Origin of the sequence: Acidovorax sp. 93 (assembly GCF_003633835.1) — a bacterium.
Classification (GTDB): Bacteria; Pseudomonadota; Gammaproteobacteria; order Burkholderiales; family Burkholderiaceae_C; genus Acidovorax; species Acidovorax facilis.
Genome location: NZ_RBIT01000001.1, coordinates 1,689,927 through 1,702,175, shown reverse-complemented (window position 1 = coordinate 1,702,175; position 12,249 = coordinate 1,689,927). Strand labels below are relative to the sequence as shown.

General features: G+C 66.1%; 15 protein-coding genes. 9 read left to right on the top strand and 6 right to left on the bottom strand.

Annotated features, from left to right (window positions below; genetic code table 11):
* Window positions 1–10: 10 nt before the first annotated feature.
* Window positions 11–958, top strand: a complete 948-nt coding sequence (locus C8C93_RS07700) for a LysR family transcriptional regulator (protein WP_121506458.1) — start codon at window positions 11–13, stop codon at window positions 956–958.
* 30 nt (window positions 959–988) lie between these two features.
* Here C8C93_RS07700 and C8C93_RS07695 read toward each other — a convergent pair whose 3' ends face one another.
* Window positions 989–1,750, bottom strand: a complete 762-nt coding sequence (locus tag C8C93_RS07695; protein ID WP_121508695.1) for a DeoR/GlpR family DNA-binding transcription regulator — start codon at window positions 1,748–1,750, stop codon at window positions 989–991.
* A gap of 93 nt (window positions 1,751–1,843) precedes the next feature.
* On the opposite strand from C8C93_RS07695, the gene C8C93_RS25225 reads away from it, so the two are divergent.
* Window positions 1,844–2,008 (top strand): hypothetical protein, encoded by a 165-nt coding sequence (locus C8C93_RS25225; protein WP_199727135.1) that lies wholly within the window; start codon window positions 1,844–1,846, stop codon window positions 2,006–2,008.
* Window positions 2,009–2,028: 20 nt separating this feature from the next.
* Window positions 2,029–2,625 carry a GDP-mannose pyrophosphatase NudK gene (nudK, locus tag C8C93_RS07690; RefSeq protein ID WP_233559584.1) on the top strand — a complete coding sequence of 199 codons (597 nt, stop codon included), beginning with the start codon at window positions 2,029–2,031 and terminating at the stop codon, window positions 2,623–2,625.
* A 76-nt stretch (window positions 2,626–2,701) separates the two neighbouring features.
* On the opposite strand, the gene C8C93_RS07685 is transcribed toward nudK, so the two are convergent.
* Window positions 2,702–2,953 carry a GlsB/YeaQ/YmgE family stress response membrane protein gene (locus tag C8C93_RS07685; protein WP_055394624.1) on the bottom strand — a complete coding sequence of 84 codons (252 nt, stop codon included), beginning with the start codon at window positions 2,951–2,953 and terminating at the stop codon, window positions 2,702–2,704.
* 298 nt (window positions 2,954–3,251) lie between these two features.
* On the opposite strand from C8C93_RS07685, the gene C8C93_RS07680 reads away from it, so the two are divergent.
* The 3 genes from C8C93_RS07680 to C8C93_RS07670 all read left to right on the top strand — a co-directional run bounded on the left by C8C93_RS07680 (window position 3,252) and on the right by C8C93_RS07670 (window position 5,500).
* Window positions 3,252–4,205, top strand: coding sequence for a class I SAM-dependent methyltransferase (locus C8C93_RS07680; RefSeq protein ID WP_121506456.1), 954 nt, complete (start codon window positions 3,252–3,254; stop codon window positions 4,203–4,205).
* Between the two features lie 172 nt (window positions 4,206–4,377).
* On the top strand, window positions 4,378–4,899 hold the full coding sequence (xrtH, locus tag C8C93_RS07675; RefSeq protein ID WP_121506455.1) for an exosortase H: 522 nt from the start codon (window positions 4,378–4,380) through the stop codon (window positions 4,897–4,899).
* Window positions 4,889–5,500 carry an exosortase H-associated membrane protein gene (locus C8C93_RS07670; protein ID WP_055394618.1) on the top strand — a complete coding sequence of 204 codons (612 nt, stop codon included), beginning with the start codon at window positions 4,889–4,891 and terminating at the stop codon, window positions 5,498–5,500. The genes xrtH and C8C93_RS07670 overlap by 11 nt, the downstream gene beginning before the upstream one ends.
* 57 nt (window positions 5,501–5,557) lie before the next feature.
* On the opposite strand, the gene C8C93_RS07665 is transcribed toward C8C93_RS07670, so the two are convergent.
* Entirely contained in the window at window positions 5,558–6,043 is a 486-nt protein-coding gene (locus C8C93_RS07665; protein WP_121508694.1) for an EVE domain-containing protein, read from the bottom strand.
* Window positions 6,044–6,417: 374 nt separating this feature from the next.
* Here C8C93_RS07665 and C8C93_RS07660 point away from each other — a divergent pair, with 374 nt between their 5' ends.
* Entirely contained in the window at window positions 6,418–8,133 is a 1,716-nt protein-coding gene (locus C8C93_RS07660) for a DUF3592 domain-containing protein (RefSeq protein ID WP_233559263.1), read from the top strand.
* Between the two features lie 10 nt (window positions 8,134–8,143).
* On the opposite strand, the gene alkB is transcribed toward C8C93_RS07660, so the two are convergent.
* The 3 genes from alkB to ada all read right to left on the bottom strand — a co-directional run bounded on the left by alkB (window position 8,144) and on the right by ada (window position 10,768).
* Window positions 8,144–8,797, bottom strand: coding sequence for a DNA oxidative demethylase AlkB (gene alkB, locus C8C93_RS07655; protein ID WP_121506453.1), 654 nt, complete (start codon window positions 8,795–8,797; stop codon window positions 8,144–8,146).
* A gap of 85 nt (window positions 8,798–8,882) precedes the next feature.
* On the bottom strand, window positions 8,883–9,638 hold the full coding sequence (locus C8C93_RS07650; protein WP_121506452.1) for a 2OG-Fe(II) oxygenase: 756 nt from the start codon (window positions 9,636–9,638) through the stop codon (window positions 8,883–8,885).
* Entirely contained in the window at window positions 9,635–10,768 is a 1,134-nt protein-coding gene (gene ada, locus C8C93_RS07645; RefSeq protein ID WP_121506451.1) for a bifunctional DNA-binding transcriptional regulator/O6-methylguanine-DNA methyltransferase Ada, read from the bottom strand. Before ada ends, C8C93_RS07650 begins: the two co-directional genes overlap by 4 nt.
* A 366-nt stretch (window positions 10,769–11,134) precedes the next feature.
* On the opposite strand from ada, the gene C8C93_RS07640 reads away from it, so the two are divergent.
* Together C8C93_RS07640 and C8C93_RS07635 are read left to right on the top strand one after the other, a co-directional pair.
* Complete coding sequence (locus C8C93_RS07640) at window positions 11,135–11,608, top strand: hypothetical protein (RefSeq protein WP_121506450.1); 474 nt, start codon at window positions 11,135–11,137, stop codon at window positions 11,606–11,608.
* Window positions 11,608–12,195: a DUF3592 domain-containing protein gene (locus C8C93_RS07635; RefSeq protein ID WP_121506449.1), complete on the top strand. Its 588-nt coding sequence runs from the start codon at window positions 11,608–11,610 to the stop codon at window positions 12,193–12,195. Before C8C93_RS07640 ends, C8C93_RS07635 begins: the two co-directional genes overlap by 1 nt.
* The last annotated feature ends 54 nt before the right edge of the window (window positions 12,196–12,249 follow it).

The window sequence follows — 12,249 nt, the reverse complement described above, 5'->3', positions numbered from 1 at the left end:
CAGGAGCGCCATGGACCGGTTCGATGCAATGCAGGCGTTTGTGCGGGTGGTCGAATCGGGCAGCTTCACCAAGGCGGCCGACACCATGCACGTGAGCAAGACCACGGTGACGCAGCTGGTGCAGCAACTGGAGGCGCGGCTGCGCGTCAAGCTGCTGCACCGCACGACACGGCGGGTGCAGGTCACCGCCGATGGGGCCGTGTACTACGAGCGCGCCGTGCGCCTCTTGGCCGACATGGACGATGCCGAGACCAGCCTGTCGAGCGCGTCCGCCGCGCCCCGGGGCCGCTTGCGGGTGGATGTGCCCAGCCCGCTGGCCCGGCTGATCCTGGTGCCGGCCCTGCCGGAGTTTCATGCCGAGTACCCCGACATCCAGCTCGACATGGGCGTCAGCGACCGCATGGTGGATCTGATCGGCGACAACGTCGATTGCGTGGTGCGCGGGGGTGAGATTCAGGACCAGTCGTTGATTGCGCGGCATGTGGGCGACCTGCAGCTGGGCGTGTACGCAGCGCCCAGCTACCTGAGTCGTGCAGGCAGGCCTGTACACCCGCACGAGCTGGAGGATTCGCACCACCGCGTGGTGGGCTTTCTGTGGTCGAGCACGGGCAAGACGTTTCCGTACGCCATGCGGCGTGGCGCCGAGGACATTCAGGTGCAGGGCCGCTATGTATTGGCGGTCGACGACGGCAACGCCTACCTCGCGGCCGGGCTGGCTGGCATGGGCGTTCTTTGGCTTCCGCACTACATGGCCCGCCCGCACCTGGGCAGCGGCGAACTGGTGCCCCTGCTGGAAGACTGGGCGCTCGACCCCATGCCGCTGTACGTGGCCTACCCACCCAATCGCCATGTCAGCGCCAAGGCGCGGGTGTTCATCGACTGGGTAGCAGCTCTGATGGCAAAGCATGCGCCGCCGGTGCGCCCGCCGGGCAAGCGGCCCAGCGGGGCGGCGGACTGACCATCACCGCTGTACATGCCTTGGGCCGGATCAGGCCTGCGCGACGCGCACCGGCGCGCCCGCAGCCTTCAACGCATTGCGCACCCGGGCGGGCGTTGCGGCCGGCACCATCAGGCCCGCCAGCGCCTTGAGCGGCGCCACGGTGAACGCCGATGCGGCGCCCAGCTTGTCGGCAGACGCCAGCACCACCGTCTCGGCCGCGCGCTGGTGCAGGGCGCGTTTGACGGCGGCCTCCTCAAAATCGCCTGTGGTCAGGCCCGCTTCGGCGTGCACGCCGGTAACGCCCATCAGGTACAGGTCTGCACGCAGCTGGGCCGCGGCCTCGACCACGCTGGCACCCACGTTCACCATCGAGTGGCGGAAGAGCCGGCCCCCCAGCACCAGCACCTCGATCTCGGTGTGCCCCGCCAAAGCCACGGCCACGGCCGGGCTGTGCGTGACCACCGTGGCGCGCAGGTCCAGCTGCAGGTGTTGCACCACCTGCAGCGAGGTGGTGCCGCCGTCGAGGATCACCACCTGGCCAGGCTGCACCAGGGCCGCGCCGGCACGGCCCAGCGCGCGCTTGTCGTCGGTGGCGAGGTGCTCGCGCACCTGCAGGTTGCCCACGGCCTTTGATGCGGGCAGGGCGCCACCGTGCACGCGCTGCAGCTGGCCCTCGGCCGCCAGCTCGCGCAGGTCGCGCCGCACGGTGTCTTCCGAGATCCCGAGTTCCTCGCTGAGTGCCTTGGCCACGATCTGGCCGTCTTGCCGCAGGCGCTCCAGAATGAGTTGTTTGCGTTGGGTGGTGAGCATGGGCGTGAAGCGGGGCAACCGTGGATCAAAACCAGGGTTGCATGAATTTGCATGTTTGTGCATGATATTGCACGATTAAAAATTTGCAAGACCATGTCCACCCCCACCGACCCCAACACTCCGCTCTTGGTGCTTATTGCTGGCCCCTACCAATCGGGCGCCGACGGCGCCCCCGTGGTGCACCCCGTGAATGAATGGCCGTTGCGGCAGCACGCCTGCTTCGCCAAAGCCATTCCCGCAACGGAGCCAAGCCTGTGAGCCGCCCCGTGCCCGCACCGGTGCCCGCCAGTACCGAGCAGGTCAAGCTGCAGTCGGTGGAGGTGCTGTCCGACCATTGGTACACGCTGCGCAAGGTGACCTTTGACCTGCGCCGCCGCGACGGCCAGTGGCAAACGCTGAGCCGCGAGGCCTATGACCGCGGCAACGGCGCGGCCCTGCTGCTGTATGACCCGCGCCGTCGTACGGTGGTGCTCACACGCCAGTTCCGGCTGCCGGCGTTCCTCAACGGCAGTACCGACGGCATGTTGATCGAGACCTGCGCCGGCCTGCTGGACGGGGACGACCCCGAAACCTGCATCCGCCGCGAAGCCGAGGAAGAAACTGGCTACAGTGTGCGCCAGCCACGCAAGGTGTTCGAGGCCTACATGAGCCCCGGCTCGGTCACCGAAAAGCTCCACTTCTTTATCGCCGAATACGAGCCGCAGGACCGCATCCGCACCGGAGGTGGCCTCGCCCACGAGGGCGAGGACATCGAAGTGATCGAGATGCCACTGGCCGAAGCCCTGGCGGGCATTGGCAGCGGCGTGATCGAGGACGGCAAGACGGTGATGCTGCTGCAGCATGTGGCGTTGATGCTGCAGGAGGCGGCGGGATGAGGACATGCGGGCGGCGCAGGCGTTAAGGCCTGCGATGCCTATCGCGGTGTGCCGCCGGGCAATGCGCCGCCGCGCATCAGGCCTTCTTCTTCACCAGCCCGTAGATCACCAGCAGCACGATGGCGCCGATGATCGATGCGATCCAGCCGACGGACGCATTGGGCCCGTACCAGCCCATGGCCACGCCCACATAGCGCGCCAACAGCGACCCGGCGATGCCGAGAACGGTGGTCATGATCAAGCCCAATTTGTCATTGCCCGGCTTCAAGGCGCGCGCGAGCAATCCGACGATGAAGCCGACAACGATGGTTCCGAGAATGGAAAACATGGAATTCCTTTGTGATGATGGTCAAGCCGCACCGATGGCCCGGCAGCGACTGTAATTGCATTTCTGACCACGGTTTTCCACGCAGGATCCAGGTCGTTGCAGGGCAACGGCGCACCTTGAGAATGGCCTGCATGCTCCTGGCGAGGCGATGGTGGCGCGGATCGGCACGGCGCCTTGGTCCTTGCAGGCACGATAATGGATGGTGCTATTATTTCAGTAGCTAACAGTGCTTATATTTCAAGCGCCAGCGGCCATTTTTTCTCATACTCTCGTTTTTCCAACCCGCCCCCGTCCCTCCATGCAAGCTTTGCTCGCCGCCATCGCCGCCATGCCCCTGCCCGTTGAGGCCCAACGCGTCTTTCACGGGCGGGGCGGGCTGCATCCGGGTTCTGAGCAATGGTCGCTGGACGCCTACCCTCCGGTGTTCGTACTGACCAGTTTCGCACCCGCCACGGACGAAGACCTGGCCGCCATCGGCGCCGCGTTGCAGGCGCGCTGGGCGCAGATCGCACCGGCTGGCGAGCCGCTCAGCTGGGTCTTTCAGCACCGGGGCGAGGCCCTGCGCATGGAGGGCCGTAGCGAAACACGGCTGATGACCGGCGCCGTGCCCGACCCGCACATCGTGACGGAGGCTGGCGCGCGCTATCGCGTGCATGTGCTGCGCGGGCAAAACCACGGCCTGTTCCTGGACATGGCCGAGGGCCGCCGCTGGGTGCGCGACCACGCGGCCGCCCGCAGCACCGACCGCTACGGCCTGAAGGTGCTCAACCTGTTTGCCTATACCTGCGCTTTCTCGGTGGTGGCGCTGCAGGCGGGCGCCAGGCACGTGGTCAACGTGGACATGAGCCATGGCGCCATCGGCGTCGGGCAGCAAAACCACCAGCTCAACGGCATTACCACGGGCGCGGCGTTTTTGCCGCACGACATCTTCAGCAGCTGGGGCAAGATCACCCGCAGCGGGCCGTATGGCCTGGTCATCGTGGACCCGCCCAGCTACCAAAAGGGCAGCTTCGTGGCCACCAAGGACTACGCACGGCTGATGCGCCGCCTGCCCGACCTGCTGGCACCCGGCGGGCATGCACTGCTGTGTCTGAACGCGCCCGAGCTGGGCGTGGGCTTCCTGCAAGAGCAGATGCAGGAGCTGGCGCCTGAACTGCACTTTGTCGAACGGGTGGCCAACCCGGCTGTGTTTGCGGATGTGGACCCCGAGCGCGCCCTCAAGGTGCTGGTGTACGCCGCCCCGAACCTTTGAACAGGTTCTCAGGGCCGCTTGCGAGTGCCATTTGGGCTTTGTGGGTTATGGGTAGCTTCTGATATTCTTTGCGGCGCCTGTGTGAACCACAGGCCCACGTTCTCACGGCCTCGCCGCCTGGCGCATTCCTGGCGTGTTGGTGCGCGCTTCACCAGGTTCTTCTCCTCGACGTATGGTCCGATTTTTCTTGATTTTCATCGCCGTCTTGGCGGTCCTCTTTCGCATCGACATGCTCGATGAGGTGCAACGGGTCGCCATCGAGCCCTGGACCAGCCTGCTCGCCACCGCCAGCGCAGCGCTGATGACCCCGCTGGACTCGGATGTGGCGCACCATGGCCGCATCCTGATGAGCAAGGCCACGGGTTTTGCGGTGTCCATCGAGGCGGGCTGCAACGGCGTGGAGGCGGCCATCATCCTTATCGCCGGCATGATCGCGTTTCCTTCCAGCTGGAAACACAAGCTCGCCGGCATCGCCATTGGCATTGCGGCGGTGCAGGTCGTCAACCTGCTGCGCATCATCAGCCTGTACTACCTGGGCAAGTGGAACATGACCGTTTTCGAGTTTGCCCACCTGTACCTCTGGCAGGCGCTCATCATGCTGGATGTGCTGGTGGTCTGGATGCTCTGGATTCGCTGGATCGCCCGCCAGCAACCTCCCTCACCCCCTCAACCCCCCCTCGCCAATGCAGCTTAGTTCTGTCGGACGTTTCCTGCTGGTTGCCATCGCCAGCCTGCTGTGCCTGATGCCGCTGTGGTACTACCTGTCGCCACAACTGTCCAAGCCCGTGTTCTTCATGGCGGGCGAGGCGGCTTCCACTCTGTTCCATTGGGCACTGAGCTACACCCAGAAAGAGACCACGGCGTTGTTGAACACCACGCTCAAGGTGGTCTCCGTGCAAAACGGCCAGTTCAAGTCGGGCAAGCTTGCGCCTTTGGTGGACTACCGCTTGCTGGGCTACGGCATCGTGATCTTCTGGGCGCTGGTGCTGGCATCGTTTCCCCGTCACTGGGGGCGCAAGCTGCTCATAGGCTCCTTGGCTATGCTGCCGATCCAGGCACTCAACGTGGCCCTGCAGTGGTGCAACGATGTCTTCAACCGGGCGGGGCCTGAGGTGTTTGTGCAGACGGGACTGCCCGGGTGGGTGGCCGACGTGGTGGCGTTTCTGTACCACTTCAACCTGTTCATCTTTACCGCACTGGCCCCCGTGATGCTGTGGCTGTTGCTGGACCGGGAGTTCCTGGCCAAGCTCCACGCCCAGGCGCGTGCCGCCGTGGCCGTTCAGCGGCCACAGTAAAGCGGGGAGGCCCCCCAGGGCGGGCAGGGCGGGGGCAAAGCAGGGCAAGCCTGTGGCTCAGCCCAGCATTTCCATGATCGCTGCCCACTCGACGGGCTCCACGGGGGTGATCGACAGGCGGTTTCCGCGCTGCAGCACTCGCATCTGCGCCAGATCCGGGTGCTCCCGCAGCTGCGCCAAACCCACCAACCGTGTCTTGCGCTGCGCCTGCACATCCAGCAGCAGCCAGCGGGGTTTGTCGGCAGGGGATTTGGGGTCGTAGTACGGCGAGGCGGGGTCAAACTGCGTCGGGTCGGTTCGTGTGCCGCTCGCCACGCGCGCAAGGCCGGCAATGCCTGGTTCGGGGCAACTGGAGTGGTAGAACAAAACGCCATCGCCCACCTGCATGTCGTCGCGCATGAAGTTGCGGGCCTGGTAGTTGCGCACGCCCGTCCAGGGCACGGTGGCATTGGGCGCGGCCAGGGCGTCGTCGATGGAGCATTCCTCGGGCTCGGATTTCATGAGCCAGTAGCGCGCGGGGCGGGGTGTGGCAGAGACAGTCATGGCCGCCATTCTGGCAAAGGTGTGGTGGTGCGCATACAGGACAGGCCACGCATGTTTTACCAAGGTGCTTCTGTTTTTATAGCTAATTGCGCTTGATGGATAAGCGCTGGGTGCCATTTTGGTTTGTATTTCTGCGTCAGAACTGCAGCAGAACGGGCCTTGCAAAACCACATGGGCCCCTAGGAGTTGCAAAACGTACTGGCCCGCCGCCGCAGCAAGCCGCAGAATCAGCGCCGCCCGGGTTCCGGAAGAACAAAAGCCCTCGGCGAGGGGCGCACGCAGAGGGAGGGTGTATGGCCAACCAGGCACGGCGGCGCAACAAAAGCGCCAACCATCAGGCAGCGGCAAGCAACAGAAGCAGCTCCTGGTTTCTCATGCTGTTTGCGCTGCCGTTTTCCGCCGTGGGCATTGGCATGCTGCTGCTGGGTGTGCTGCCCACTCTGTACGACTGGTCGCGCATGCAGTTCTGGCATGAGGTGCCCGCACGGGTGGTTTCGGCCCAGCTGAACGCGCACCGGGGCAGCAAATCAGGCAGCACCTACAGCGTGTCGGCCCACTACCGTTATGAAGTGGCGGGCGTGGCGTATGACGGCCACCGGCCTGCCATCAACACCTTGGCCGACAACATTGGCAGCTTCCATGAGAACCTGGCCTGGCGCTTGGAGAGTGCGCAGCGCAGCGGTACGCCTGTGCCGGTGTGGGTGAACCCGTCGCGCCCGCAGGATTCGGTGGCCGACCGCAGCCTGCGCCTGGGTTTGCTGGGTTTTCAGATGATTTTTGTGGTGCTGTTTGGTGGCGCCGGGGTGGGCATGTTGATCTGGGGGTGGAGCCTTCGGCGCAGCGATGCACACAAGGCGGAGCGCTTGCAGACCCATGGCGACGAGCCTTGGCTGGCCAACAAGGCATGGGCCGACAACCGCATCCGCTCCAGCAAGCGCTGGGAGGTGTGGTTCGCCTGGGGCTTTGCCATCGTGTGGGGCGCCATTGCCTACCCCGCGGCGTTGTCTGCCATTCCCCGCGCCTGGCACAACGAGAACCACATCGTGCTGTGCGTGCTGGTGCTGATGGTTGCCGTGGGGCTGGGCCTGCTGGTGTGGGCCGTGCGCGCCACGCTGGATGCGCGGCGCCATGGCGAGGTGCGGCTGGTGATGGACCCGTTTCCTGGAGCCATCGGCGGGCATGTGGGCGCCACCGTGGACCTGCCCGGTGTGCCGTACCGGCCTGATCTGCGATTTGCCGTGACGCTGCGCTGTGCCTACCACTACCAGACGCGCACGGGAGGCGGCGACAACAGCAGCGAATCGCGTGAGCAGATCGTGTGGGAGGGCGAGGGTGCCGCACAGGTGCAACCCCAGGGACGGGGCAGCCGCGTGGCGTTCCGCCTGAGCGTGCCCAAGGGCCTGCCCGAGTCTGAACAAGCCGTAGGCACCAACGAGCACCACTGGACGGTGCTGCTGGAAAGCACCGATCCGGCGCTGAAGTTCTCGCGCCGGTTTGAGGTGCCCGTGTATGCCACGGGTGAAGAGTCCACCTGGCTCGCACACGACGCCGCCAAGCAACCGCAGATGCAAGCCCTGCGCGAGGCCGAGCTGGACGCGGTGAGCGACATCGAGCCCGTGGAAGGTGGCGTGCGGCTGTACCAGCCCTACGGCCGCCTGTGGCGGCAGAACCTGCTGTGGCTGGTGATGGGCGGGGGCTTCCTGGGCCTGGGCGTGATGGCGGGCTACATCGGCGCGCCTGTGTTGTTTCCGCTGGCGTTTGGTGGCGTGGGCGGCGCCATGCTGGTGTGGGGCTTCTATGCAGTGTCCAACAGCCTGACCGTGCAGCTGGACCGCCAGGGCCTGCGCACCGAACGCCGTCTGTTGGGCCTGATGCTGGCCTGGCGGCAGGTGCCTGCGCACGACATTGCCCGCCTCTCCATTCAGGAAAGTTACACGCTGCAAAGTGGTCACCAGCGCACCACGTTCTTTCGGGTGCAGGTAAATCTGCGCAACGGCAAGAGCGTGAGCATTGCAGACAGCCTCCAGGGCCGCCCTGTGGCGGAGCAGATGCTGAGCACCTTGGCCAAAGCCACGGGCTATGCCCGGTGAAGGGGTGGGTTCAGCGCGCCTTGCGAAACGTGAGGTTGATGCGGTAGCTGCCCGTCATCGGGTGATGGGCCTCAGGTAGCGGCAACACCCCATGAAACCGCAGCCGGGCCGGGCCGCCCCACACCACGACATCTCCATGCATCAGCGCAATGCGCCGTGCCTTGTCGGAGCGCTGTGCGCCGCCCCAAAGAAACACCGCCGGAATGCCCAGTGACACGGACACGATGGGGTGCGCGTAGTTGCCCTCGTCCCGGTCCTGGTGCAGCGACAGCCGGGTGCCGGGGGCATATCGGTTGATGAGGCAGGCGTCGGGCGCAAAGCCGGGGAAGCCCGCTGCTTGCGCCGCGTCAAATGCCAGCTGGCGCAATAGCGGCGGCATGGCGGGCCAGGGCTGGCCGCTGTCGGGGTCGAGGAGGTCGTAGCGGTAGCCGCTGCGGTCGCTCACCCAGCCGAGTCTTCCGCAGTTGGTCATGGCCACGGACATGCGCAGGCCCCCGGGGGTGATGAGGTGCCGGAAGGGGGCTTGTGCCGTCACCTGCTGCACCGCTTGCAGCAGGTCTGCCGCCTTCTCCAGCGCAAAGCCGCGCAGCACCATGGCGCCGGGCTCCAGCACCTCGGGCGGCTGGGCAGGCTGGGATGGGTCGTCGAAAAGGCTCAGGCTCATAACGGATGGCAATCCATGGCGGCTGTGTGGACCACAGCTGCCGTCGTCCCCGGAGGAGAAGGCGCGAAGCGGCACAGGGGGAACATCATCCAGCATCGTGAAAGATCACACCCAGCGTATGCCGCTGCCCGCTGCGCAAGCGGCTAACGCCATGTCGCATCTGCACGCGGTACGGCCCGCGCGTGCCCTGCACGGGGCGGTGGTGCACGGCAAACACCACGGCGTCGCCGCGCTGCAGCGGCACCACCTCGGCCCGCGACTGCATGCGCGGGCGCTGCTCGGTCAGCACGAATTCGCCGCCCGTGAAGTCGCGCCCGGGCTCTGACAGCAGCACCGCGACCTGCAGCGGAAACACATGCTCGCCATACAGGTCCTGGTGCAGACAGTTGTAGTCACCAGCGCCGTATTGCAGCAGCAGCGGGGTGGGGCGCACCTGGCCTGCGGCATGGCAGCGGGCAATGAAGTCGGCATGCCGCGTGGGGTAGCGCACATCGATGTCCATGGCGGTGTTCCACTGGTTGGCAATAGGTGCGAGGTGCGGGTACAGAGCCTCGCGCAGCCCGGCCACCACACCGGGCAGCGGGTAGCTGAAGTACCGGTATTCGCCCTGGCCAAAGCCGTGGCGCTGCATCACTACGCGGCTGCGGAAGGTGCTCTCATCCGCGTTGCCATACAGGCGGGCCAGCGTGGCGCATTCGGTGGCGCTGAGCAGTTGCGGCAGTACCGCGTTGCCTTGCTGGTGCAGGGCCTCCGTGGTTGTTGGCCAGTCGATGGCAACTGCACGCTGCGCCCAGTCGTCGTTCTTCAGACCGGGTTGGTGAGACAGCGGGACAGCGCTCATGCCACCTTCTCCGCCAGCGGTTGTGCGGGCTCTGGCGCTGCTTCGCGCGCCAGCAGCGCACGTTTGCGTTCCACGCCCCAACGGTAGCCCGACAACGCGCCATCACTTTTCACCACCCGGTGACAGGGTATGGCCACCGCCAGCGCATTCGCCACGCAGGCCTGCGCCACGGCGCGCACGGCGGTGGGGGCGCCTATGCGCTGGGCCACCTCGGCGTAGCTTGCAGTCTGCCCGGCGGGGATGGCCTGCAGGGCCTGCCACACGCGCTGCTGAAATGCCGTACCGCGCACGTCCAGCGGCAGGTTCAGCCCCAGGCCCGGGGCCTCGACAAAGGCCACCACCTGTGCCACCAGCGCTTCAAACGCGGTATCCCCGCCGATCAGGTGGGCCTGTGCAAAGCGGTCCTGCAGGTCGCGCACCAGGGCGTCGGCGTCGTCGCCCAGCAAGATGGCGCAGATGCCCCGGTCGCTCTGGGCGACCAGAATGGCGCCCAGCGAACACTGGCCGATAGCAAAGCGAATGTCTTGCGCAGCGCCCCCCGCGCGGTAGCGGCTGGGCGTCATGCCCAGGACCTGGGCCGATTGCTCGTAAAAGCGGCTGCTGGACTGGTAACCCGCGCTGTAGATCGCGTCCGTCACCGAGGCCGTGTGTGCGTTGTCGAGCGCACTGCGCAGGCGCTGCGCACGCTGGGCGGCGGCATACGCCTTGGGCGTGAGGCCCGTGGACTGCTTGAAGATGCGGTGCAGGTGCGACGGGCTCAGGCCCATCTGGGCGGCCAACGCATCCAGCGTGGGCGCCTCACCGGCGGCAGCGCCTTCGATGATGCGGCAGGCCTCTGTGACCAGCGCGGCGTGGTGCGACAACGCCGTGGGCTGCCGGGGCTTGCAGCGCTGGCAGGGGCGAAAGCCTGCGGCTTCTGCATCAGCGCAGCTGTCGTGAAACCGCACATTCTCCGGCCGGGGTGCACGCGCCGCGCAGCTGGGGCGGCAATACACGCCCGTGGTCTGCACCGAATACCAAAAGCTGCCGTCCGCCGCTGCGCTGCGCGCCGCCACCGCCGCCCAGCGCGGGTCGGCCTGGGTGGCTGCGGCCTGTGCGGCCTTGGTGGAGGGGGTGGCGCGGTGGGGCATGGAGACGGCGTAGGTAAATGGTCGGTCCGGGAGACTGGCGCTGCGCTGGGTGGCGTTCGGGTTCATGGTGGATGGCTCACAAGGGGGTTGCGATGCCATGCACTCTAGGGATGGGGTGCGCAGTGTGCACTCCGAAGCTTGCTTTTGAATTCTGCGCCACGGCACCGAGGTGGTTCTAGTGCTGAATTTGCTCTCAGTTCAATTGCTGTTGGCGCTTTCCCATCAAGCGCTAGAGGCCTAAAAGGCACAAATCTACTGGCTGTTGTGTGGGATTGATCGCGCCCCCATCTTTTAGACTGCACCCGGCTTGCCGCCCGCGCCCAGGCCAACCAGAACAAAGCCCACCATTCGGGAGGAGACCCATTTATGCCGCACACCCGCCACACACGCAGGGCGGGGTTCCGCAAGGCCCTGTTGCTTACCTTGTTTGTCGCCGCCGGGGGCGTGGGGACTACTGCAGGGGCCGCTGACCCACAGGCTGCACACCCTCTGGTGGGCCGCTGGAAGGTGGCCAGCATCAACGGCGCGCCGCCGCCCAAGTTCCTGGCTGGCCAGGTGCTGGTGATTCAGGCCGACGCGCAGGTCATCAACCTCGACCTGGGCGCGTCCGGTGGCGCCTCCACCTCGGAGGGCGCCGTGCAAAAAGCCCTGCGCGACGCGCTGATGCGCGGCACCTGGCGTGCCGACAAGGCGCGGCTGTATGTGTCGAACAGCCCACGCCGCGACACCGGCAGCGCCTACGCCATCACGCAACAAGGTACGTTGCTGAGCCTGGACCCGGACCCGTATTTCTCGAATAAGGACGTACCCTCCAAAGCCACCTACGAGCGCTTGCCGTGATGTCCCCCGCGTCCCCACGCCACGCGACGCAGCGGCGTGAAAAGCTGCCGGGAGGCATTTGGGTTCTGGCCTTGTTCGCCGTGCCCTTCGCCGCAGCGGGCATTGGCATTTTCTGGTTCATGGTGGCTTCGCCCGTGTTTGACTGGGCGCGCATGCAAACCTGGAGCCAGGTGCCTGCGGTGGTCGAATCGGCCAGGCTGCAAAGCCATCATCCCAGCAAGGGCGGCACCACGCACAGCGTGTCGGTGCGCTACCGGTATGTGGTGGAGGGCGTGACCTACACCGGGCAGCGCGCCGCCATTCACGAGCGGGCCGACAACATTGGCAGCTTTCAAGAAGAACTGGGCCGCCGTCTGCAGGGCTTGCAGCGCACTGGCAAAGCCGTGCCGGTGTGGGTCAATCCCCGCAACCCTGCCGAGTCGATTGTGGATCGCCGCCTGCGGCCGGGCCTCATCACCCTGGCACTGGTGTTGTCCTCGGTGTCGGCATGGTTTGGGCTGGCGGTGCTGGCAAAGATAGCCCGCGCCGTCTGGAACGGTGGCATGCCGGTTGTACCCGGCCCGCCGGGCTCTCGTCCTCCGCGCTGAAAGGTCGGCGCGCGGTACGCGCCCAAGTGCGTAATTTGCTATATTAAAGATAGC